The organism is Sedimenticola thiotaurini (assembly GCF_001007875.1).
Lineage (GTDB): Bacteria > Pseudomonadota > Gammaproteobacteria > Chromatiales > Chromatiaceae > Sedimenticola > Sedimenticola thiotaurini.
Genome location: NZ_CP011412.1, coordinates 383,279 through 403,771, shown reverse-complemented (window position 1 = coordinate 403,771; position 20,493 = coordinate 383,279). Strand labels below are relative to the sequence as shown.

General features: G+C 61.0%; 21 protein-coding genes. 10 read left to right on the top strand and 11 right to left on the bottom strand.

Annotation, left to right across the window (positions count from 1 at the left end; translation table 11 throughout):
* Positions 1 to 23: 23 nt before the first annotated feature.
* Positions 24 to 536: a hypothetical protein gene (locus AAY24_RS01745; protein WP_046858214.1), complete on the bottom strand. Its 513-nt coding sequence runs from the start codon at positions 534 to 536 to the stop codon at positions 24 to 26.
* 371 nt (positions 537 to 907) lie between these two features.
* Here AAY24_RS01745 and AAY24_RS01740 point away from each other — a divergent pair, with 371 nt between their 5' ends.
* From AAY24_RS01740 to AAY24_RS01700, 9 genes are all read left to right on the top strand, one after another.
* Positions 908 to 2,848 carry a sigma-54-dependent Fis family transcriptional regulator gene (locus tag AAY24_RS01740; protein ID WP_046858213.1) on the top strand — a complete coding sequence of 647 codons (1,941 nt, stop codon included), beginning with the start codon at positions 908 to 910 and terminating at the stop codon, positions 2,846 to 2,848.
* 250 nt (positions 2,849 to 3,098) lie between these two features.
* Positions 3,099 to 3,596: a 6-pyruvoyl trahydropterin synthase family protein gene (locus AAY24_RS01735; RefSeq protein ID WP_046858212.1), complete on the top strand. Its 498-nt coding sequence runs from the start codon at positions 3,099 to 3,101 to the stop codon at positions 3,594 to 3,596.
* Positions 3,589 to 4,140: a flavoprotein gene (locus tag AAY24_RS01730; protein WP_046858211.1), complete on the top strand. Its 552-nt coding sequence runs from the start codon at positions 3,589 to 3,591 to the stop codon at positions 4,138 to 4,140. Before AAY24_RS01735 ends, AAY24_RS01730 begins: the two co-directional genes overlap by 8 nt.
* Entirely contained in the window at positions 4,116 to 5,528 is a 1,413-nt protein-coding gene (locus AAY24_RS01725) for a DUF6513 domain-containing protein (RefSeq protein WP_046858210.1), read from the top strand. The genes AAY24_RS01730 and AAY24_RS01725 overlap by 25 nt, the downstream gene beginning before the upstream one ends.
* A 60-nt stretch (positions 5,529 to 5,588) precedes the next feature.
* The gene (locus AAY24_RS01720; protein ID WP_199930458.1) at positions 5,589 to 6,755 is read left to right on the top strand and encodes a molybdopterin-binding domain-containing protein; all 1,167 of its coding nucleotides are present in this window, start codon (positions 5,589 to 5,591) and stop codon (positions 6,753 to 6,755) included.
* Entirely contained in the window at positions 6,749 to 8,383 is a 1,635-nt protein-coding gene (locus AAY24_RS01715) for a formylmethanofuran dehydrogenase subunit A (RefSeq protein ID WP_046858208.1), read from the top strand. The genes AAY24_RS01720 and AAY24_RS01715 overlap by 7 nt, the downstream gene beginning before the upstream one ends.
* A gap of 7 nt (positions 8,384 to 8,390) precedes the next feature.
* Positions 8,391 to 8,963 (top strand): DUF447 domain-containing protein, encoded by a 573-nt coding sequence (locus tag AAY24_RS01710; protein WP_046858207.1) that lies wholly within the window; start codon positions 8,391 to 8,393, stop codon positions 8,961 to 8,963.
* Positions 8,960 to 9,676 (top strand): (5-formylfuran-3-yl)methyl phosphate synthase, encoded by a 717-nt coding sequence (locus AAY24_RS01705; protein ID WP_046858206.1) that lies wholly within the window; start codon positions 8,960 to 8,962, stop codon positions 9,674 to 9,676. Before AAY24_RS01710 ends, AAY24_RS01705 begins: the two co-directional genes overlap by 4 nt.
* Positions 9,676 to 10,038: an S-adenosylmethionine decarboxylase gene (locus AAY24_RS01700; RefSeq protein WP_046858205.1), complete on the top strand. Its 363-nt coding sequence runs from the start codon at positions 9,676 to 9,678 to the stop codon at positions 10,036 to 10,038. Before AAY24_RS01705 ends, AAY24_RS01700 begins: the two co-directional genes overlap by 1 nt.
* Before the next feature lie 68 nt (positions 10,039 to 10,106).
* Here the strand turns inward: AAY24_RS01700 and AAY24_RS01695 are convergent, their stop codons facing one another.
* From AAY24_RS01695 to AAY24_RS01680, 4 genes are read right to left on the bottom strand one after another with little or no spacing between them, the layout of a single operon-like run.
* Positions 10,107 to 10,652 (bottom strand): amino acid kinase family protein, encoded by a 546-nt coding sequence (locus tag AAY24_RS01695; protein WP_063370440.1) that lies wholly within the window; start codon positions 10,650 to 10,652, stop codon positions 10,107 to 10,109.
* Positions 10,643 to 12,025 (bottom strand): aminodeoxychorismate synthase component I, encoded by a 1,383-nt coding sequence (gene pabB / locus AAY24_RS01690; RefSeq protein WP_046858204.1) that lies wholly within the window; start codon positions 12,023 to 12,025, stop codon positions 10,643 to 10,645. Before pabB ends, AAY24_RS01695 begins: the two co-directional genes overlap by 10 nt.
* Complete coding sequence (locus AAY24_RS01685; protein WP_046858203.1) at positions 12,016 to 13,071, bottom strand: hydantoinase/oxoprolinase family protein; 1,056 nt, start codon at positions 13,069 to 13,071, stop codon at positions 12,016 to 12,018. The genes pabB and AAY24_RS01685 overlap by 10 nt, the downstream gene beginning before the upstream one ends.
* Complete coding sequence (locus AAY24_RS01680; RefSeq protein ID WP_199930457.1) at positions 13,061 to 14,005, bottom strand: ATP-grasp domain-containing protein; 945 nt, start codon at positions 14,003 to 14,005, stop codon at positions 13,061 to 13,063. The genes AAY24_RS01685 and AAY24_RS01680 overlap by 11 nt, the downstream gene beginning before the upstream one ends.
* Positions 14,006 to 14,068: 63 nt before the next feature.
* On the opposite strand from AAY24_RS01680, the gene AAY24_RS19080 reads away from it, so the two are divergent.
* Positions 14,069 to 14,755, top strand: a complete 687-nt coding sequence (locus AAY24_RS19080) for a HisA/HisF-related TIM barrel protein (protein WP_046858201.1) — start codon at positions 14,069 to 14,071, stop codon at positions 14,753 to 14,755.
* Here AAY24_RS19080 and AAY24_RS01670 read toward each other — a convergent pair.
* Genes AAY24_RS01670 through AAY24_RS01645 form a run of 6 tightly spaced genes read right to left on the bottom strand, consistent with a single transcriptional unit; the run spans position 14,748 to position 20,493 of the window.
* Positions 14,748 to 15,974, bottom strand: a complete 1,227-nt coding sequence (locus tag AAY24_RS01670; protein WP_082116984.1) for a 6-pyruvoyl trahydropterin synthase family protein — start codon at positions 15,972 to 15,974, stop codon at positions 14,748 to 14,750. The genes AAY24_RS19080 and AAY24_RS01670 overlap by 8 nt on opposite strands.
* Before the next feature lie 55 nt (positions 15,975 to 16,029).
* A complete protein-coding gene (gene fae, locus AAY24_RS01665) occupies positions 16,030 to 16,542 on the bottom strand; it encodes a formaldehyde-activating enzyme (RefSeq protein WP_046858200.1) in 513 nt (170 codons plus the stop codon).
* Between the two features lie 25 nt (positions 16,543 to 16,567).
* A complete protein-coding gene (locus AAY24_RS01660; protein ID WP_052760995.1) occupies positions 16,568 to 17,491 on the bottom strand; it encodes a triphosphoribosyl-dephospho-CoA synthase in 924 nt (307 codons plus the stop codon).
* Positions 17,488 to 18,399: an ATP-grasp domain-containing protein gene (locus tag AAY24_RS01655; protein ID WP_046858199.1), complete on the bottom strand. Its 912-nt coding sequence runs from the start codon at positions 18,397 to 18,399 to the stop codon at positions 17,488 to 17,490. Before AAY24_RS01655 ends, AAY24_RS01660 begins: the two co-directional genes overlap by 4 nt.
* On the bottom strand, positions 18,396 to 19,379 hold the full coding sequence (gene mch / locus AAY24_RS01650; protein ID WP_046858198.1) for a methenyltetrahydromethanopterin cyclohydrolase: 984 nt from the start codon (positions 19,377 to 19,379) through the stop codon (positions 18,396 to 18,398). The genes AAY24_RS01655 and mch overlap by 4 nt, the downstream gene beginning before the upstream one ends.
* Before the next feature lies 1 nt (position 19,380).
* The gene (locus AAY24_RS01645) at positions 19,381 to 20,493 is read right to left on the bottom strand and encodes an ATP-grasp domain-containing protein (RefSeq protein WP_046858197.1); all 1,113 of its coding nucleotides are present in this window, start codon (positions 20,491 to 20,493) and stop codon (positions 19,381 to 19,383) included.

Here is a 20,493-nt window from a genome sequence, read left to right as displayed (position 1 = left end):
CGCCGGGGCTGATCGGGAACCGGCTACTCTTCGACTACCTGGATATCGGGATTGGGATAACGCTCTATCATCCAATTCGGCAGTTTCTGCTCGGCGGCCTGGTGCAGCGCGTCCGACTCCATCAGGATCAGCACCAGCACGGTCACCATCACCGGCAGTACGCCGATCCCACCGATCAGCGCCATCACCGCCACCTCCTTCATGCCCAGGTAGGTATATCCGACCCAACCGAACAGCGCCACCAGGCCAAATACCATCAGGAACATAATGAACACCCGGCTGCGCCCCGCACAGAGTTGCCAGTGACACATGACAAACCAGGAGTCGACCTCTCTGGAGCGCCTCGCCCGCCACAGGGTATAGGCCAGCAGCAGAATGGAGAACACCGGCACCAGCGCCAACGGCTGCCAGTAGGAGCGCACCAACCCCAGGGCAGCGATAAACCAGAGGATGTGATTACCCAGAAGGTTGGTCAGAAAAATCTCATGGGGCACCTTGGCCTTTTTACTATCCTGTTCACTGATTACATACTTCATAGAGCCTCCCGATCGAAGCGTCGTAAAGTATCACTTGTAGGAACAGAATACATCAGAATGTGACGCTCAATCCGGTGCGCTTCTCCCTGTATCGTCCAGGGTAATGGAGTGGGCCGGTAGGGCGCTGAACCACGCCAAAACCCTCCCGGCCCGGCCGCTGATGCGGAGTACCACCGTTCGGCGGATCATCCACCCGGAGATCTGAATTCCCCTTAGGAATCCTGCTCTTGGGAAGATTGCATTGACCGGCAACGGGTAGCTATCCGGGACTGAATCAGGGCCGATACAGATTTGCAATGAACATTCATTCTATGCTAATTATCGAAGCCATTATATAAGCGGATAACCGCAGTGTAAGAGGGGGATGATGGATGGACTTGAGCACAGACAAGGCGCATGGCGGTTTGGTCACGTCAACGGTTCGCGGCTGCGGCACGAACGCTACCCCGGTTCCTGACAGTATTCTTCAGTCGTGGAAACGCTGCCTCGAAGAGTATGATCTGGACCCCGAACGCCGCCCGGAACCCGTGGTGGTGGATCGCTCTGATCTCAAGGAGCGCCAGGAGAGATCCTGTCGCCTGGTGGAGATCGCCCGTTCAGAGATGACCAACCTCTATCAGCAGGTAGCCGGATCGGGACACTCCATTCTGCTCACCGACCACGACGGGGTGGTGCTCAATTACGTCGGTGATCCCATGTTCACCAGTACGGCGGTCAAGACGGCACTCCAGACCGGCGCGGTCTGGAGTGAAAAGACCCAGGGCACCAACGGCATGGGTACCTGCCTGGTGGAAAAGCGCCCGCTGATCATCCATCAGGACGAACACTTTTTCTCCAAGAACACCCGCCTCACCTGCTCCGCCGCCCCCATCTTCGACCCCACCGGAAACCTGGTCGCGGTACTGGACGCCTCGGGTGAGTCGCGCCAGGCCCAGCAGCACACCATGGTGCTGGTTAACATGTCGGCGCAACTGATCGAGAACCGGCTGTTTCTCTGCAAGATGCGCGACAACTATATCCTCCGCTTCCACAGCCGTCCGGAGTTCATCAGCACTCTGGGCGAAGGGGTCATCGCTTTCGATGAGAGTGGCCAGGTCCAGGCCGCCAACCGCAGCGCCATGTTCCAGCTTGATATGGAAGATATTATCGGCCGACCCTTCGAGGAGCTGTTTAACCTGCGTACCAGTAACGCCCTGAGCAACGCCCAGAACCAGGCCATGGTGCCTCTGCCGGTGCGGGACGCCAACCAGGGCAGACGTTTCTACGCCAGCTTCCAGTCCCCCAACCCCGAGACCGGCACCCGACGCTCCCCGGTGCGCTCCACGGCTCGCGCATTCGTACCGGAATCGGTCCGTGATGCGCCCACCCTGGACGGCCTGGAGTTTGGTGACAACCGCATGCGGCACAACATCGAACGGGCCAAAAAGCTGCTGGAAATGGATATCCCCTTCATCCTGCTTGGGGAGACCGGCACCGGCAAGGATGTGTTTGCCAACGCGGTTCATAAAACCAGCAGCCGGGCCGGCAAGCCCTTCGTGGCGGTTAACTGCGCTTCCCTGCCGGAGACCCTGATCGAGAGCGAACTGTTCGGCTATCGACCCGGCGCCTTTACCGGCGCCAGCAAAGAGGGATCGCGGGGCAAGATCGCCCAGGCCCATGGGGGCACCCTGTTCCTGGATGAGATCGGCGATATGCCACTGCATCTGCAGGCCCGCCTGCTGCGGGTGCTGGAGGAGCGCGAGGTGATCCCCCTGGGCAGTGAAACCCCGATCAAGGTGGATATCCGACTGATCAGCGCCACCCACCAGAATCTGCAACTGCAGATCGAGGACGGCACCTTCCGGGAGGATCTGTTTTACCGGCTGAACGGCATCAGTCTGCAGATGCCGCCGCTGCGGGACCGGGAGGATCGGCGCGCCCTGATTCAGCATATCCTGAAGCTGGAAGCGGCACCCCTGGGCGAGGTGAACATTACAGAGGATGCGCTGGACGCCCTGGAGCATTACGAATGGCCGGGCAACATCCGGCAACTGCGCAACATCATGCGCACACTCATCGGGCTCTGTGAGAATAACCAGATCCGGCTGGATGATCTGCCAGAAGAGATTTTCAGTGACTGTGGTGACGCCAGTGGCGAGCCAAGGGCGCGGGCGCGTCCCAGTAACCCACTGGATATCGCTGAACGGGACGCCATCATCCGGGAGCTGGAGGCGGCACACTGGAATGTGACACGGGTTGCCACGAAATTGAACATCAGCCGTAACACTCTGTACCGAAAAATGAAACGGTATGATGTAAAACCGCCACGTTAACCGTGCGCTGGGCCGGTCCGGAAGCGCTCCGGGCCCGGCCAGAGCGGTTCCTGCCGGCCATTTCAGCCCGTTCAGGAGCATCCCCTGGAGTGAAAAAGTGGCACAAAGGTCCACTACGGGCTGGCTGTCACCGTGAGCAGTGGAGCCGGGACGTTCCCGCTCGACCCTGCCCCCTTCCCCACGGCCCCACGGTTGGCCCGGCACTTGCTAACAGTAGTCCCAAGAGAGTTAATCAGCAGGACCCCAAGCCATGAATCACTTTGCCGTGCGCGTACACCCGGGCGAACTCCATTTCAACGCCGCCCACTTCATCACCTTCAACGGGAGTTGTGAAAACATCCATGGTCATAACTTCCATGTGCAACTGGAGGCCCGGGGGGAGAACACCGCAGACGCCTTTGTGATCGACTTTGTCCTGCTCAACAAGCTGGCTGCACAGATCTGCAGCGAGCTGCATGACGGAGTACTGGTACCCACCGCCAGTGACGAGGTGAGCCTGACTGAACGGGAGGAGGAGCTGCTGGAGATCCGCAGTTACGACAAGCGCTTTATCCTGAGCCGCTCCAGCTGCATTCTGCTGCCGGTAGCCAACACTACGGCGGAAATGCTCGCCTACCATATCAGTAACCGGCTGATCGAATCCCTGGAGGCCTGCCAGGGATTGGGTAATCTGCACAGCCTGGAGGTGGCGGTCGAAGAGGCGGATCAGCAGTGGGGCATCTATCACCGGGAGATCAGCCATGTCTGATACAGGTCGCATCGCCTGGGCCATCACCGGCTCAGGGCACTACCTGAAGGAGTGTCTGCAACTGGCGGAACAGCTACCCAATGTGGACCTGTTTCTGAGCAAGGCGGCGGCGGAGGTTCTGCAGGTGTACGGCTATCCGGTCAAGGAGCTGAAGGAACATTTTCGCATTTTCCACGACAACACCGCCAGCGCGCCGCCGGTCGGCCTGTTCTACGAAGGGGTGTACGAACAACTGATCGTGGCCCCCGCCACCTCCAACAGCGTGGCAAAAATGGTCTACGGCATCTCCGACTCCCTGGTCACCAACATCTACGCCCAGGCCGGCAAGTGCCGCATACCCAGTATCGTGTTCGCCTGTGACGTGGCGCCGGAGATGGAGACCGAAGCACCCGGCGGCACCGTCAAGGTCTACCCGCGCCGCATCGATCTGGAGAATACGGAACGGCTGATGGATTTCGAATACACCCGGGTGGTTACCCGCCTGAGTTCACTGGAGGATGCCCTCGGCATACCGCAACCATGTCAGAACATCTCCTCTTTCTGACCGGCTCGCTGGCCGAAGCCAGCCTCAACCAGGTGCTGCATGACCTGGCACCTTCCCCCATCAGCTGGGAGGTGCGACCACTCAAAGTGAAGGTCGCCGCCCTGCTGACCGCCGACATGATCAAACGCCAGTTACCCCATACCGGTAACGCCAGTCGGGTGGTGATCCCCGGTCGCTGTCGCGGTGATCTGCAGGCATTGAGCGAGCACTTCGGCGTGCCGTTCCAGCGTGGCCCGGATGAGTTGCGCGATCTGCCGGAGTGGCTGGGGGAGTCGGGACAACCGGTCGATCTGAGCCAGCACGACGTGCTGATCTTCGCCGAGGTGGTGGATGCCCCCAACCTGACACCGGCCGAAATTCTCCAGCGAGCGGAGCGCTTCCGGCAGGATGGCGCGGACGTGATCGACCTGGGCGGTCTGCCCGACCAGCCCTTCCCCCATCTGGCGGAGAGTGTCCGGTTGCTGAAATCGGCCGGCTTCCAGGTCAGCGTCGACTCCCACCGGGAGGAGGAGCTGCTGACGGGCGGTAAGGCGGGAGCCGACTACCTGCTCAGCCTGACCGAACAGACCCTGTGGATTGCCGACGAAGTGGACGCCACGCCCATCCTGATTCCCGGCACCGAGGGGGATCTGGATAGCCTGCAGCGGGCCTGGGAGAGGCTCGCTGTCCAGGGGCGCCACAGCTATATCGATCCGATCCTGGAGCCGATCCATTTCGGTTTCACTGACTCTATCGTCCGCTATCACGAGGCGCGCCGACGACTGCCGGACGCAGCCATGATGATGGGCGTGGGCAACCTGACCGAACTGACCGAGGCGGACACCAGCGGGATCAACGCCCTGCTGTTCGGCATCATCTCCGAACTGCATGTCGGGGCGGTACTGACCACCGCGGTGAGCCCCCACTGCCGTTCAGCGATCCGGGAGGCGGACCTCTCCCGACGCATCATGTACCGCTCCCGGGCGGAGCTCACCCTGCCGAAACGGCTCCATGGCGGACTCAGCAATCGCCACGAGCGCAACCCGTTCCCCTACGATTCCACCGAGATCCGCAAGGCCGCAGAGCAGGTCAAAGATCGCAACTTTCGTATTCAGGTGAACCAGGACGGCATCCATATCTACAACCGGGAGGGGCTGCACCGGGCGACCGATCCGTTTGACCTGTTCCCCCATCTGGGGGTGGAAGAGGACGGCAGCCACGCCTTCTACCTGGGTGTCGAACTGGCCCGTGCCCAGGTAGCCCTGCAACTGGGCAAACGCTACACCCAGGATCAGCTGCTGGATTGGGGCGTGGCCACACCGGCGGCGGAGGAGAATCTGCTGGAATACGCCAAACCGGGCAGCACCAAAAAGCACCGGAAACCGGTCCCCAGGAAAGCGATTGATTGAGGTTGGCCCGGCTTTTGCTCTCTTCTGGTCATTATGAACAGACACGACAGACTTGATACATTGGCATATATTAGCTGCCCCTTCTGTGCCATGGTTTGTGACGATCTGTCACTGCCACTACACAATAGAGAAACCACCACGCCCCAGTTCGGTTGTAACAAGGCCGACCAGGGTTTTCGCAGCGCGTTGCAGGCAACCCGGCAGACCCCGCTCATTGACGGCGAGGAGGCCAGCTGGGAAGCGGCCATGAAACAGGCCGGCTCCCTGCTCAAAGGGGCAAAACACCCCCTGTTTCATGGACTGGCCGGCGACCTGCTGGACAGCCGTGCCGCAATCAGGATGGCGGATCACTTCGGCGGTTCCATCGACCACCTGCATGGCGACGCTATCGCCCGTAATCTGCGCATCTACCAGCAGAGCGGCTGGCAGATCAGCAGCATGGGCGAGGTACGTAACCGGGCCGACCTGGTGATACTGATCGGCACTGCGCCGGAGCAGCTCTACCCGCGCCTGCGGGAGAAGATGCTGGAGGGTTCCGAGCGGCTGCACGGTGACGTGCCGCCCACCATCCGGGAACTGGGGGACGACTGCCTGGATCTGCTCTCCATCGTGCGGGCACGACTGGCCGGCAAGCCGGTGCAGCAGGATATCGCCGACAGTGAAACGCTGATCGGGCAGATCAATGCCGCCAGCTACCCGGTGTTTGTCATCGCTCCCCTGCCCGAGCAACGGGCGGAACTGATCGTGCGCACCTGCGTGGGACTGGTGCGGGATCTGAATGAAACCCGGCGCAGCGCGCTGCTCATGCTGGGTGCCGGCGATGGGGACACCACCGCACAACTGAGCGCCACCTGGCACAACGGCTTTGGTATCCGTACCTGCCACGCCAAGGGTTATCCCGAGCAGGATCTGCAGATGCAGGCCGGCGACCGGTTGCTGCAGTCGGGTGAAGCGGACCTGCTGGTCTGGTTCAGCAGCCTGCGTTGCGACCCACCACCGGCGGTTGCCCAGCCCACCATTGTGTTCGGCCATCCGGCCATGTCCTTCACCGACAAACCACCGGCGCTGTTTCTGCCGGTGGCGGTGCCCGGGGTTCACCGACGGGGCTATCTGCATCGGGCCGATGGTCTGCGCCTGGTCCCTCTCCCGGCGCTAAGGGAGAGCCCGTTACCCGATAGTGGCGCGCTTTGCGACCAGCTGATTTCACAGGAGCCACGCCGATGCTGATACGACTGAAAGGCGCGCAGATTTATGATCCCGTCAATGAGCTGAACGGCGCCCCCGGGGATGTCTGGGTACGGGATGGCTACATCTGTGCAGCACCGGAAAACCCGGCGGAGGCGGACAGGACCATCGACCTGGAGGGCAGGATCCTGATGGCCGGGGCCATTGATATCCACAGCCATATCGCCGGTGGTAATGTCAACAACGCCCGGCTGCTGTTGCCTGAACAGCATCTGGCGGAGCAGGCGCGGCGTCCCAGGTTCCCCTTCTCCGGGGCCAAATGGTCCGGCAGTGACACCGGCTACCGCTACGCCGAGATGGGCTTCACCACGGTGGTCGAGCCCGCCGTGCTGCCGATCAATGCCCACCAGGCCCATGCCGAACTGGCCGATATACCGATTATCGACACCGCCGGCCTGGCCATTGTCGGCAACGACGATTTCCTGTTGCGCATGCTGCGGGACGGTGCCGAGCAGGCGCGCATCAATGACTACATCGCCTGGACCCTGCACGCCACCCAGTGCCTGGGGGTCAAGGTGATCAATGCCGGTGGCGCCACCGCCTTCAAGTTCAACGAGCGACAGCTGAACCTGGATGACGAGGTGCCGATGTACGGCATGACCTCCCGGGCCATTCTCAACGCGGTACAGCGGGCGGTGGTGCAGTTGGGTATCGCCCATCCGGTCCATGTGCACTGTAACAATCTGGGCATTCCGGGCAACGTCAACACCGCACTCGATACCATCAAGGCCGCCGACGGCCTGCCCATGCACCTGGCCCACGTACAGTTCTACGGCTACGGCGACGAGGGGGATTCCGGTTTCTCATCCGGTGCCCGGGCCCTGGCCGATGCGGTGATGGCCAATCCCAATATCACGGTGGACATCGGCCAGGTACTGTTCGGTCAGACGGTCACCATCTCCGGCGATATCATGCGCCAGTTCGATGCCCGCCATATCGCCAATCCCAAAAAATGGGTGGTGTGGGAAGGTGAAGATGGCGGTGGCGGTATCGTGCCGTTCCGTTACCGGGCCAAGAACTATGTCAATGCCCTGCAGTGGGCCATCGGCCTGGAGCTGTTCCTGCTGATCGATGACCCCTGGCGGGTCTTCTTCACCACCGACCATCCCAACGGGGCGCCCTTCACCGCCTACCCGGAGCTGTTCAAGCTGTTGATGGATCGTCAGTATCGTAACCAGTGGCTGGAGAGCATCAATGCCAAGTCGGCGGATATCTCCCTGCTGCGCCACCTGGAACGGGAGTATGACCTGAACGAAATCGCCATCATGACCCGGGCCGCCCCGGCAAAGTTGCTGGGCCTGAAAGACCGGGGCCACCTGTCGGTAGGTGCCATCGCCGATATTGCCGTTTACCGGCCCCAGGAGGACAAGGCGGCCATGTTCGGCAACGCGGAACTGGTTTTGAAAAACGGCGTGCCGGTAGTGGAGAACGGCCGGGTGATTCAGGTCATCCAGGGCAAGACCCATGCGGTCGCACCCGAATTTGACCGGGGCATCGAATCCGCCATCAGCACCTACTTTGACCGCTATCATCTGATGAAAATGGATAACTACAAGCTCGATCCGCAACATCTGCTTGAAACTGTCGGCAGCGAACTGGTATTCCACTGAGGCGCCCATGAGTGAACGCATCCATGAAGTGATTGTCATCACCCGCAATGCGGACGGTTCCGCCCATATTGCACCAATGGGTATCCGCCAGCGGGAAGAGCGCTGGCTGATCGCACCCTTTCGCCCCTCCCGTACCTTGGACAACCTGTTGCGGGAAGGGACGGCCAGTATCAACACTACCGACGACGTGCGGGTCTATGCCGGCTGTCTCAGCGGACATGTTGACTGGCCCCTGACAGCCTGCGATGCGATTGCCGGACACCGGCTGGAGCACGCCCTGTCTCATCAGGAGCTGCGGGTAGAGCAGGTAAAGGAGGATCCGCAACGACCGGAACTGCTCTGTGTTCCGCTACACCAGGCCAATCATCGCCCCTTCAGCGGTTATAACCGGGCACAGGCTGCGGTGATCGAACTCGCCATACTGGTCAGCCGTCTGCATATGCTGGAGGCGGAAAAGGTGGACAGGGAAATCGCCTATCTGCAAATCGCCATGGACAAGACCGCCGGTAATGAGGAGCAGGAGGCCTGGGACTGGCTGATGCAACGACTCCATGATTTCCGCAGGAGGCAGTGCGCATGACCGGTCTGCTCGCCAGTATCTGCTCCGTCGAAGAGGCGGCCATCGCGCTGCACGCCTATGCCGACATCATCGACTGCAAAGACCCGACCCGTGGTGCCCTGGGCGCCTTAAGCCGGGAACAGATTGCCAATATTGTTGATTACGTGGATGGCAAGCGGCCAGTCAGCGCCACCATCGGAGATTTGCCTGCCGACCCGGACCGCATCCGGATGGCGGTCAGAAATACCGCCAGCTGCGGTGTTGACTACATCAAGCTGGGACTGTTTGAGGAACAGGGGGCCGCCGACTGCATCCAGGCACTGGAGGAGGAGTGCGCAAACCACCGGTTGATTGCGGTCTGTTTTGCCGATCGTTTTAATCCCCTGGCGCTGTTGCCCCTGCTGTCGGTGTACGGTTTTCACGGCGTCATGATCGATACCGCAGACAAACACCGGGGACGTCTGACCGATCTCTGGAGCCCGGCCCGCCTGGCTCGATTTGTCGATCAGGCGCAACGGCTGGGACTGATCTGTGGCCTGGCCGGTCGCCTGACCCTGGCGGATATTCCCACCCTGCTGCCCCTGGGGGCCGACTACCTGGGTTTCCGCAGCGCCCTTTGCGTATCGGGGCGCTCCAGCCGGGTTGATCATGGCGCCATGATGCGGGTCAGGGATGTGCTGCCCCTGAACCTGGATGCCCCGGTGATCAGCGCCCCCCTGCTGGCGGTTCATTAATGACCATCTGTCCGGAGATTTTTCGCCAGCGGGCCATTGTTGAGGGACTCTATGGGGTCAGGGAGATCGACGAACAGACGGTACGGCAAGTGCTGGAGGTGATGACCGAAACCCTCGGCATGACGCCGATCAGCGATCTGCTGATCTTCTCCCCCGATCAGGTCAGTGAACTGCACCACGGCATCGGCGGCTTCCAGGCCTGGGCCGAATCGGGCTGCTCCTTTTATACCTGGCGGGAGCAGAAGCTGTTTACCCTGGAGCTCTACTCCTGCAAACCCTTTGCCGTAACGGACTGCATCGAGAAGTTACAGGAGACCCTGGATGTGACCCGGATCGAGTGGCGCGACATGCCCCCCGAGTAGACAAAAAAAAGGACCGTTGTAGATACGAACGGTCCGAAGCGGAGGTTATATGATTCGTTTCCGGTTGATCATTTTCCCAACAGCGCCGGCCAGTCACTGCTTCCGTCACGGTGCGCCAGCCGCACCTTGACTCCCCACTGTTGCTGATAGGCGTCAAAAGCGGCATCCAGCAACTCTTCCCGCGCTGTGGTCAGGGGTGCCGACTTGATCAGCACCACCCCGTCCGCCCCGACCTGGTGGGCCAGCCAGAGTGCCAGACTGTCGGAGGTGACCCGCCAGCTGCGTTCCACGTCGGGATCATCCGCGGCCGGCAGCCAGACCGCACTTCTACCATCGGTCAGGCTCTGTTTCAGCTTGACCGGACCGGCCGTCGCCAGCAGGCGTGGCTCCAGTCCCGCCATCAGCAGGCCGTACTGATCCATGGCGCTGAGGGCCATGCGGTGGGCGGTGGCATCATCCACACGCCAGCGCTGTTGTGCCTCACGAACCTGATCGGCAAAGGGACCGCCACCCGGCACAATGATGGTCGGATCGACCTGCCCGGCCAGCGTCCCCAGCCACGCCTGTAACTGCGGCGTGTCGTAGAGACTGCCGCCAATCTTGACTACCCACATCGGACCACCTGGTTCTGGTTGAGCAGTTGCAGCAGGGCGGATGCCTTGTCAAAGGTCTCCTGGTACTCCGCATCCACATCCGAGTCATGCACGATGCCTCCACCGGCCCAACAGCGTATCTCGCCCTGGTTGTAAACCAGGGTGCGGATGGCAATGTTGCTGTCCATCTGACCGTCGAAGCTGATATAACCGATGGAACCACAATAGAGCCCCCGGCTGTCCGGTTCCAGTTCGGTAATGATCTCCATGGCGCGGATCTTGGGGGCCCCGGTGATGGAGCCGCCGGGGAAACAGGCACGCAGCAGTCCACTGGCATCCTGATCTTCCGCCAGCTCTCCGGTCACCGTGCTGACCAGGTGGTGAACGGTGGCGTAGCTCTCCACGGCAAACAGCTTCGGCACCCGCACCGAACCGGGCTGACAGACCCGACCGATGTCGTTGCGCAGCAGATCCACGATCATCAGGTTCTCGGCCCGATCCTTGGTGCTGGCCGCCAGCTCCCGGGCCATGGCGGAATCCCCCTCCGGTGTGTCACCCCGGGGACGGGTTCCCTTGATCGGCTTGGTCTCGACCCGCTGGCCGGTCAGCTTAAGGAAGCGCTCCGGGGATGAACTGAGGATCTCGGCATAGGGGGTGCGGAGATAGGCGGAAAAGGGGGCCGCATTCAGACTGCGCAGTTCCTGGTAGGCGCTCCAGCCGTCCCCCTCCGCCGGGGCGGAAAACCGTTGGGCAAAGTTGACCTGATAACAGTCGCCCTCCCGGATATACCGTTTTATTCGGTCAAACGCGTCGCCATAGGTGGCACGATCCATGTTGCTGCGGGTCGGGCCGGTAATCCGGAACGGTAGCCGTTTGGACGGCTTGGCCGGCAGACAGAAGCGTTTTATCAGTGACCACCAGCGCTTCCGGGTACGCTGATCCCGGCCCTGCCCCACCAGCCAGCTGCGGCGCTGCTGGTGATCCACCACCACCGCCCAGTCATACAGGCCGATAACCATCTCCGGCAACTGTTCCCGATCCCTGGCCGGCTCCGGCAACCGTTCGATACGCCGGCCCAGGTCATAGGAGAACCAGCCGATGGCGCCACCGCAGAACGGCAGATCGGGCATCTCCTCTGCAGGCTCGGCCAACGCCTCCCGCAGCAGTGCAAAGGGATCGTCCGGGCTAAGCCGTACCTTATCCCGATGGTGTATTTCGGTAATATTGTCCCGCGTGGTGAGGGTCAGATAGGGGTCAGCGGCCAGAATGTCATAACGGCCGGTCATGTTGCCGGGGCGGCCACTGTCCAGAAAAACCGCCCAGGAGGCATCGGCGATACGCTCGAACAGCGCCGCACTATCCACTTGGTAAGGTATTTCCACTCTCAGACACATAGGGCCTCCCGGTCTCTTTGCAGACGCAACAGCGCCACTGCCGGCGCGCAATCCGCCGCCATCATGGCATCCTCATCGCCATGCGCAAGCAGTTCACCCATATCGATATAACCATAACCGAGCCGGTCTGCCAGGCGCTGCACCAGAAAACGTCCCACTCCGGCACCGATCAACTGGGACGACTCCGCCAGTCCCAGGCTCAATTGACGCTGGCAGGCCAACGCCAGCCGATCCAGTTGCCGGTCGGCGAAAAATCCCGCCAGCCGGTACCAGTCGTAGTCGGACCCATCCGCCAGGTCGGCACCGATCATACGGGCCAGGCGTCGCATGCTGGCCTCAACCGAGTGCTCCTTGCCGTCCGCGGCCGGATAGAGATCGGCGTGTTCCGGTAAATCCCCCAGTATGCGGTAGACATCCGCCGTGGTAGCGAAATGTTCATTGGCCAGGGTCAGCCATTCACCGTGGAATGGTACCCGATCACTGATCGCCATCAAGGGGGTGCGCACGATACCGGCATAGATCATCTCGTCACTGGCGAGTCGATCCCGGTCGCTAAAACCCCGGTTCCGCAACCGATGATGTTCAAAAGGCAGCAGGTCACTGGTGGTGCTCCCCACGTCGATCATGACGCCACTGGGGATGACCGAAGCCGCATAGCAGGTGGTGGCCAGCCAGTTGGCGGAGGCGACCTGTTCAGCATACTGACGGGCTCCATCAGCCGTTACAAACCCCTTCCGGCCAGCGAAAAAGAGCAGTTGTGACGGCGGCAGCCTGGCACTCAACCACGCCACCAGTTCACACACCCCGGCACGGCGATCATCAAACAGATCAACCAGTTCCGCGGTCATGGTAACACGGTGTTCACACTGCTGAAGCGGCAATTCGCCGGCCAACTCCCGGATCGCCAGATCCAGGGATTCCAGCCCCTGCCACAGGGGTGTGGCCCGGATCTCCACCCGCCGCAGAACGGCCTGTTCATCGAGCCACGCCACCTTCAGGTGGGCACCGCCCACATCCCAGCCGATTATGCCCCGCTCAAGCGACACGACCCAGCTCCAGATCGATATTCACGCACTCCCCGGTAATCAAGCCGGTCGGTAACAGGCCGGGACGCTCCGCCATCTGCACAAGCATGGCCCCCAGGTTCATGCCGGTCGATTGACTCAACCCCACATAGGCGGTGGTGAGTCGGGGATTGATCTCCAACACCACCGGTCCCTGCTCGGTCAGGATCAGATCCACCCCCACGTAGCCCCACAGACCCGGGATCGCGCCGCAGATCCCTTTCGCCAGATCAAGCAGTTCACCCTGGTGACTCTTGAGTCCGTTGACCGCACACCCCAGCAGGTAGAAGCCATCATCCATCTGTACCACCCGCTGGATGTTGGTGCCCACCAGACAGACACAGCTCTGCCCCACCATGATCGACATGCTGATCGCCTGCCCGACGATGTAGGGCTGTACCACCCACTCAATCAGGGGATCCCGGCTATCCACATATTCAATCAGGGCGGTTTCATCGGCAATGATGTGAATATCCTGGCAACCCACGCCCTGATCCGGTTTTACCACCAGAGGGTGTTCATTGAACCGGGGGTGGGCACCGAACCGCCAGGTCGGGATCACCGGAACGCCCTGCAGGGCCAGACAATCCACCGTGGCCTTTTTACTGGAGGCCACCGCCACCGCCTCGGCACTGCTGTTCAGCAGCAGCTTACCGGACTCCTCCACGGTACGGCAGAGCGACTCCAGAATGCCGTTGGTTTCCGGTGCAATGGGCAGCACCGCGTCCACACTCTCCACACAGTCCAGCCAGGCGCTCCACCAGTCATCATCAACCCAACAGGTATGGGTGGGCAGTGCCAGCGAATCGAGGCGGGCGTCCCGCATCACAAGCACATCAACAGACTCCAGTTTGCTCAGATCCCGGACAATCGCATTGAGCATCAGATCGCCTTCCGCCCTCAGACTTGGTACCATCTCTTCGTTCACGCAACCGCCGCCGGTTATATACTCAAACACAAACACCCGCATACAAACTCCTTGAATATCATCCCTGTCATCGATCTTCTGCACGGCCAGGCAGTACATGCCCTACGCGGTTGCCGCAGCGATTATCAGCCACTGCAATCGCCCTTATGCCAACAGGGTGAAGTGCTGCCGCTGATCGGAAAATTTCATCACGACTACGGCCTGCAACAGCTCTACGTGGCGGATCTGGATGCCATAATGAGCGGCGGAACGGGCAACTTATCAATTCTGCAGACAATTGCTCACACCTTTCCCGATCTGACGCTGTGGATAGATGGGGGGTTTTCCTCGCCTGCAGCGGTCCACAAACTGCGGTCAGAAATCCCTTTTCGTCCGGTCATCGGCTCCGAGTGCTGGCAGTTCAGAGAGCCGTTCTCACTTGACCAGGCCATACTCTCGATTGATTCGGTCGATGATGAGCTGCGCGATCCATCGGGTATCACAGCGGATAGGGAGCGTCGCCCGGACACCCTGATCCTGATGAATCTGGCCCGGGTCGGATCACTGCAAGGCCCCGACATGGCGCGTCTCGTCCGCTGGCAGGCGATCGCACCGGATGCGGCGCTATACATGGCCGGAGGGGTACGCAACCGGACCGACCTGGAACAGCTGGAAAGGGCCGGCGCAGCCGGTGTGCTGCTGGCCAGTGCGCTGCATAACGGCAACCTGAGCACGGCCGACCTGAAGCTGTTCAGCTGATGGAACATGCCGCTACCCTGGGTTTGCCGGAGCGCTGGATCAGTCGCTGCCGACGCGCCATCTGTTCACTTTCACCCCGAAACGGGTAGAGTACCGGTTCCGCTCCCTGGGCCTGCTGCTCGGCCAGTGACCTGCCCTGGTAGTCGCACCAGGAGCTGGTAGTTTCATACAGCCGCAGACTGCTCAACCCGGGCAGATAGCCGATCAGCTGCTCCCAGATAAAGACACATAACATCTCGGTGCTGGAGCGCCAGGCTAACTCCTCCGCCGCGTAATTCAGATGGTGATGATCAAAACGCTCGATGATCAGATGGTTCACCACCCGCTTCAGATAACCGTAATCCACTACGCAGCCGGTGATCGGATCAATGCGTCCGGTCACCTCCACCTGCAGGACATAACGCCCACCGTGCAGATTAGAACACTTGGCCGGGTGATCGGTGATGAAATGGGCCGAATCGAACACCAGCTCCTTGGTCACGCTGGCGGTCGGTGTGTCCGCCTGAAAACGTTCCCAGGCGGTGGGCATCTCCTGCAGCTGTTCCTGGAGCAGATCCAGCAGCTTCTCCCCATCCGCCAAACTCCTGGTGCGTAGCAGCGCTTCGCCACCGTTATCCGCGGCATCCAGTATCTCGCAGTGAATCTGATGATTGCGGACCAGCTCTTCGCGCACCGTCTCCGCATAAATAGATCGACTGAAGGCCATAAACAGGTAACCGGCGTGCCACTCGGCGCGCTGCGCCACGTAAACTGCCAACGCCCCCAGAAACGCCGGAGGCGGCTCCGGCATGGCCCAGTCATGGACCAGATTGCGCATTGGTGCCCGTAGAAAATTTTTGGCGACGACACGGTGAGTGTCGGCGCGATATTCATAATCCTGGTGAAACTGAAAACCGTAATCGACCAGATGCTCCTGGATCCATAACAGCAGATCCAGACGACGTATCTCACCGGCCACATCGACAAAACCGTCGTGTTCCTGCAACAGACCTGCCCAACGTAGTCCGAGCAGCACCTGGCGTGCCGTTTCGGTGGGTCTGGCGGTGGGTCCGGTATAGTTATCAATATGATCAGGCAGATTGATCTGATCGCTGTGCAGAATCATGTCCAGCGGCAGTTGATGACGTATCGCATACTCCTGGACCGTCAAACCGCTGCATTCGAGTAGATGCCCGTTATCCAACCGGGATAGTGGTGCGCCACATTCCAAACAGTGCATAGCCTGCTCCTGACGGGAAAAAATTGTGGGGCCCAGGGGACCCCACAATCATCACTTAGGCGTGAGCCGCAAACGGATGCTCGTTACTGCTCTTGCCTGCAATCACCTCTGCAGGGGTCGGAGTACCGGCAATGGCCCGCTTGATGGACTGCTTGGTTGCCTCGTAGTTGTAGTCCTGGATCTTGGCATCGTCGGCCGCTTCCCAGTGAATGAACACACCCACGCAGATAAAGACGTCATCCGCCTCATCGGCCGGAATGGTGCCGTCTTCCAGGCAATCCGCCACAGCCATGGCAACACCACGCTGAGCCGGACCAAACATCTGTACGGCCTGGGTGGCGCCCTTGATGGTCACTTTGTTGAACATCATGGTGTGGGGCTTACAGGGCAGGTTGGGTGCCACAACAGCCAACAGGGAGGTGAAACCATCCTTGTTGTTGACCAGTCCGTTGCAGAATGCGGTCTCGGCAGCCGAACCACGCGGACCCATGATCAGGTCGATGTGTGCTACCTCGTTGCCATCACCAACCAGTGCTTCACCAACCAGTGTTTTGTTAATAACTGCCATATCGGTTCTCCTCAAGATTTAAGGCTTATTGTATTTGCGGATTATCGGCCTGGAATGGCTTCATGGTCCGCGGATAATTCCGGGCTACCCCGGTAGTGTTAATCGCTTGCTGCTGCAAACGATGGATGAATACGCCGGCCACACAGAAATCTGCCGTCGTACCAGGATTTATCTCCAGCTGTTTCAGTTTCTGATCCAGTCCGAGCAATAGGTCATGACCCACTTCATCATCTTCCGCCGCAAGGTACTGGCGATGCAGATCGGCTGCCCAACGGGATACGATTGCAGCCTTCTCCTCGCCATGCTTGCGGACTATGTGGCTGTCCGGGTAGCGGGCCAGCATGTGCAGGAACAGATCGGTCAACGCGCTCTTTTCGTCACCGCCCCGCTGCATGAGATGATCCAGATGAGGCACTGCCACACGGCACAACTCACGAAAGCCGTTGCTGTACTGGCGTGCGATCAGATCCCGCTCTGCTGCCACCGTCATCACTGTTGTCAGAGAAGCCGTGGCGGGTCCTGAAACATCATGGTCAGCCGCACTGCCGAGGCCGCCGGGATTGGCCAGCTGTATGGCGGCAAAGACCTGCTGGGTATCCGCAATCCCGGCGGCCGACAACACCTGGCGCAGGCCCTGCTCCAAGGGCTGCTCCGGATACTCCAGCAGCGCCTGGATAACAGGCGCACAGAGCAGGATAATGCCCAGGTTGGTGTTGCAGCCCACCGTGTCCCCGGTCACTTTCACTGCACGATAGATACGTTCACCCAGGGCCAATCCCGGTTGCAGCAGCACTTCGGCACTGACCAGTGCACTGCGCAGAAACAGCTCCCCATCCATCCCGTGACCGCCTGCATGGAACGAGACGTTACCGGGTTTCAGTGCCGCCACATCCAGAAAGCAGGCATCCAGGTAGTGGGTCTCCAGCTGTTGGGTGGTTATCGGGGTCACCGTAACGCCTCACAGGGTTCCGCACACCGAACCTTGGCCAGCAGGTCATCTGCCAGCGCATCGGCAATATTCACCGCCGTGACCCGTTGCAGACCGCGCCAGGCGGGGACGCTGTTGATCTCAATCACCCACCAGTTGCCCTGCACATCCCGCATCAGATCCACTCCGGCGTAATCCATATCCAGACAGGCCACCGCCTGTTCCGCCAGCTGCTTCAACTCCCCTTCCGGCAACGCCGCCTGGCAGGTACCGCCCTGTGCCACGTTGGCCAGCCAGCCCGAGGTGCTGCGCCGCATCGCCGCCACTGCCACACCCGAGATGACAAACACTCGCCAGTCACAGGCCAACTGGTCAGTCTGCGGAATGAAGCGTTGCAGATACCAGACGTGGTGCATCGCATCCGCTTCCGGTAGATCAGCGCAATCCGTTACCCGTACGATCCCCTGGCCCTGGGAACCAAACAGAGGTTTGCAGATCAGGGCATGACCGGCGGCCGCCTCCCGTTGCACAACGCTTTCCGTCATCTGCCGATCAGTACAGATCCAGGTGGCCGGGGTGGGGATCTCCGCCAGCGACAGCCGGGCCGATGTCCAGGCCTTGTCCACCGAACGCTCAATGGCCCGCCCATCGTTGTAAACCCGCACCCCCAGCTCCTTGAGGATGTGCAGTACATTCAGATGAAACACCACCTGCTGCAGTGTGCCGCCGGGTATGCCGCGCACGAAAACCGCATCCGGCAGTGCCGCTTCGAAACCGGGCAACACCACGCTCACCGTCCGACCCAATTCGATCCGAGCCTGTTGCAGCGAACTGAACAGACACTCCACACCGCGGGCCTGGAACGCCTCCCGCAGCCGTTTGCCGTGCCAGCCCGGATCATCGGTGATAATGGCGACCCGCAGTGTCATAGGGCGACCCCAAAGGAGAGCAGCAGCAGTTCCCGGTCAATCGCACCCTGGGTAAAACTGCGTCCCGTATCCAGATTGCTCACCATCACCCGGGCCGGGCTGAACAGCAGCGGATCAATTTTGAAAAAGTCGTAATTGACCGCCTTGAAAATCTCTGCAAAGGGGCGCCCGTAATCATCCGAAGTACTGCTGGGCAGCTTCGCCGCCAACGCCTCGGCGGCGCTGTCTTCGCCGGTCACGAACAGCTGGATCTGTCCGGCAAACAGGATGGCATCATTGGTGCGGCCCATGGCCTGCAGAAAATCCGGCGCCGGGGGTGGCAACGGCGCCGTCGCCATGCCATCCACAATATGGTCCAGTTCAAAGCCCAGTTCGTGCGCCTTGTGCAGCGCCACTTCCAGTACCCGGGCCACCACCTGGGTGGTACCGGCCAGACTGCGGGTGGGGGTCAGGATCAGACACAACCGTTCCGGGGCCACACCACAATCCGCAGCAATCCTGTCGGTCAGTTCCAGGGGCGGCAGCTGATCCACCTCCAGCACCAGGGTGGCGCAGTCGGCACTATCCTCGATGGCCAGGTGATCGTAGAGTTTCTCCTTGCGCGCCAGAATGCGTCCCGGGCCGGAGCCCAGGGCGTGAAAGGCGGACTTCCCTTCACCATGGGAGAGGCTCCAGCCGGCGTATTGACTGCCCAGGCAGGCCACTACCGGCTGATTACTGTGTACCGTGATATTGGAACCCCAACCCGGCACGGTGCCGCTGGCCTGCAGGGAGACATGGCCCTGCCCGCCCATGCAGATCTCGGCAATCCGCCGGCCCGCCTCCAGGCCGCCAAGAGAGTTGATGCCGGCGTCGATGACTGTCACCCCGTTGTCCATCAGCTGGGGCTGTACCCGAAGGGAAGCCGCGTTTGCCAGCATGGCCTCTACCAGTTGGCGGGTCTCCCGGTTCAGCGAGGGAAGTTTTTCTTGCAACGTCATGTCAGGCCGCCTCCTGGCCGGATAATTCAATAAGCAATTTGATCTCTTCAATCCGCTCCTGCAGGAGCCGTTCCACCTGCGCAGCCGTTGCACCATCGGCATGCACTCCACAAATGGGCGAGCCCTGCTCACAGCGGCTGCCGGTGGCCGGAAGATCACTACACCATACCGGCCAGGTGAACTGACCGATGACCAGTTCCCGCTCCGCGTAACAGATGCGGTAGCCCCGGACCCTTCTGTCACCGACGGGGCTCAGCAGCTCGCCTCGGCAGGCGGCGATATGGGCCGCCGCGCCACCCTGGGGGAGCGCCTCTTCATAGAGCTCCAGCGTGGCCGGTGGCCGCGCGTTCAGCTCCAGCAGAAACAGTTGATCGCCATCCAACAGACAGTCGATACTGTTTGCCCCGCGCAGTTGCAGGGCGCGGGTCAGTTTCCCGGCCATCTCCACCATCTGTTGCGCCGGACGCTGCCCGGGGTTGAAACCACTCAGCGCCGTGGAAAAACGGTAATCACCCTGGTTCCCATCCACGGCATGGAGCCGGTTGATACCCAGCACTTCCAGGTCGCGACCGTTGGCCAAAAAGGTCAGTGAACAGACCTGCCCATCGAGCCGGCGCTGGTAGTAGTCTGTCCGGTCATCCACAGGCCCGCCGGTTACGGCATCCCGGACAGCCAGGCCGCCAAAACCGGCCGCACTCTTGATCAGCCAGCCACGGGGGTCCTGGAGTCGCTGGAATGACACCGGCGGGTAGCTGATGCCCTGTTCATCCAGCAGACCGAAAAACTGTTCGGGACTGGACAGCAGTTCCAGCGTCCGGGGGCCGTTACCCAGGCAGGGCCCCAGGGACTCCAGCAGATGCAACTGCGCCGGTGCGGCTTCGAATCCGGCCCCGTAGATCCAGCCGGTTTCGGCCGGCATGTCCAGATCCAGCGCAACTTTCACCAGGCCCGCTGCATCCCTCCGTCCACTCCTGACCATGCGCTGACAGGCCGCCACTGCGTCCCTGTCCGCAAACAGATCCAGGCCGGTCACCCGGTGACCGTGCCGGGCGGCGGACTGCGCCAGATAGCGCACGCTGTTGCCCAGAATCAGGAGTGGCTGTCCCGCTTGCAT

Excerpts from the sequence above, each read along its gene's own strand:
- AAY24_RS01745 (WP_046858214.1), bottom strand. The coding sequence starts at position 536 with ATGAAGTATGTAATCAGTGAACAGGATAGTAAAAAGGCCAAGGTGCCC.
- AAY24_RS01740 (WP_046858213.1), top strand. The coding sequence starts at position 908 with ATGGACTTGAGCACAGACAAGGCGCATGGCGGTTTGGTCACGTCAACG.
- AAY24_RS01735 (WP_046858212.1), top strand. The coding sequence starts at position 3,099 with ATGAATCACTTTGCCGTGCGCGTACACCCGGGCGAACTCCATTTCAAC.
- AAY24_RS01730 (WP_046858211.1), top strand. The coding sequence starts at position 3,589 with ATGTCTGATACAGGTCGCATCGCCTGGGCCATCACCGGCTCAGGGCAC.
- AAY24_RS01725 (WP_046858210.1), top strand. The coding sequence starts at position 4,116 with ATGTCAGAACATCTCCTCTTTCTGACCGGCTCGCTGGCCGAAGCCAGC.
- AAY24_RS01715 (WP_046858208.1), top strand. The coding sequence starts at position 6,749 with ATGCTGATACGACTGAAAGGCGCGCAGATTTATGATCCCGTCAATGAG.
- AAY24_RS01710 (WP_046858207.1), top strand. The coding sequence starts at position 8,391 with ATGAGTGAACGCATCCATGAAGTGATTGTCATCACCCGCAATGCGGAC.
- AAY24_RS01705 (WP_046858206.1), top strand. The coding sequence starts at position 8,960 with ATGACCGGTCTGCTCGCCAGTATCTGCTCCGTCGAAGAGGCGGCCATC.
- AAY24_RS01700 (WP_046858205.1), top strand. The coding sequence starts at position 9,676 with ATGACCATCTGTCCGGAGATTTTTCGCCAGCGGGCCATTGTTGAGGGA.
- AAY24_RS01695 (WP_063370440.1), bottom strand. The coding sequence starts at position 10,652 with ATGTGGGTAGTCAAGATTGGCGGCAGTCTCTACGACACGCCGCAGTTA.
- pabB (WP_046858204.1), bottom strand. The coding sequence starts at position 12,025 with ATGTGTCTGAGAGTGGAAATACCTTACCAAGTGGATAGTGCGGCGCTG.
- AAY24_RS01680 (WP_199930457.1), bottom strand. The coding sequence starts at position 14,005 with ATGGTACCAAGTCTGAGGGCGGAAGGCGATCTGATGCTCAATGCGATT.
- AAY24_RS01670 (WP_082116984.1), bottom strand. The coding sequence starts at position 15,974 with ATGCACTGTTTGGAATGTGGCGCACCACTATCCCGGTTGGATAACGGG.
- fae (WP_046858200.1), bottom strand. The coding sequence starts at position 16,542 with ATGGCAGTTATTAACAAAACACTGGTTGGTGAAGCACTGGTTGGTGAT.
- AAY24_RS01655 (WP_046858199.1), bottom strand. The coding sequence starts at position 18,399 with ATGACACTGCGGGTCGCCATTATCACCGATGATCCGGGCTGGCACGGC.
- mch (WP_046858198.1), bottom strand. The coding sequence starts at position 19,379 with ATGACGTTGCAAGAAAAACTTCCCTCGCTGAACCGGGAGACCCGCCAA.
- AAY24_RS01645 (WP_046858197.1), bottom strand. The coding sequence starts at position 20,493 with ATGCAAGCGGGACAGCCACTCCTGATTCTGGGCAACAGCGTGCGCTAT.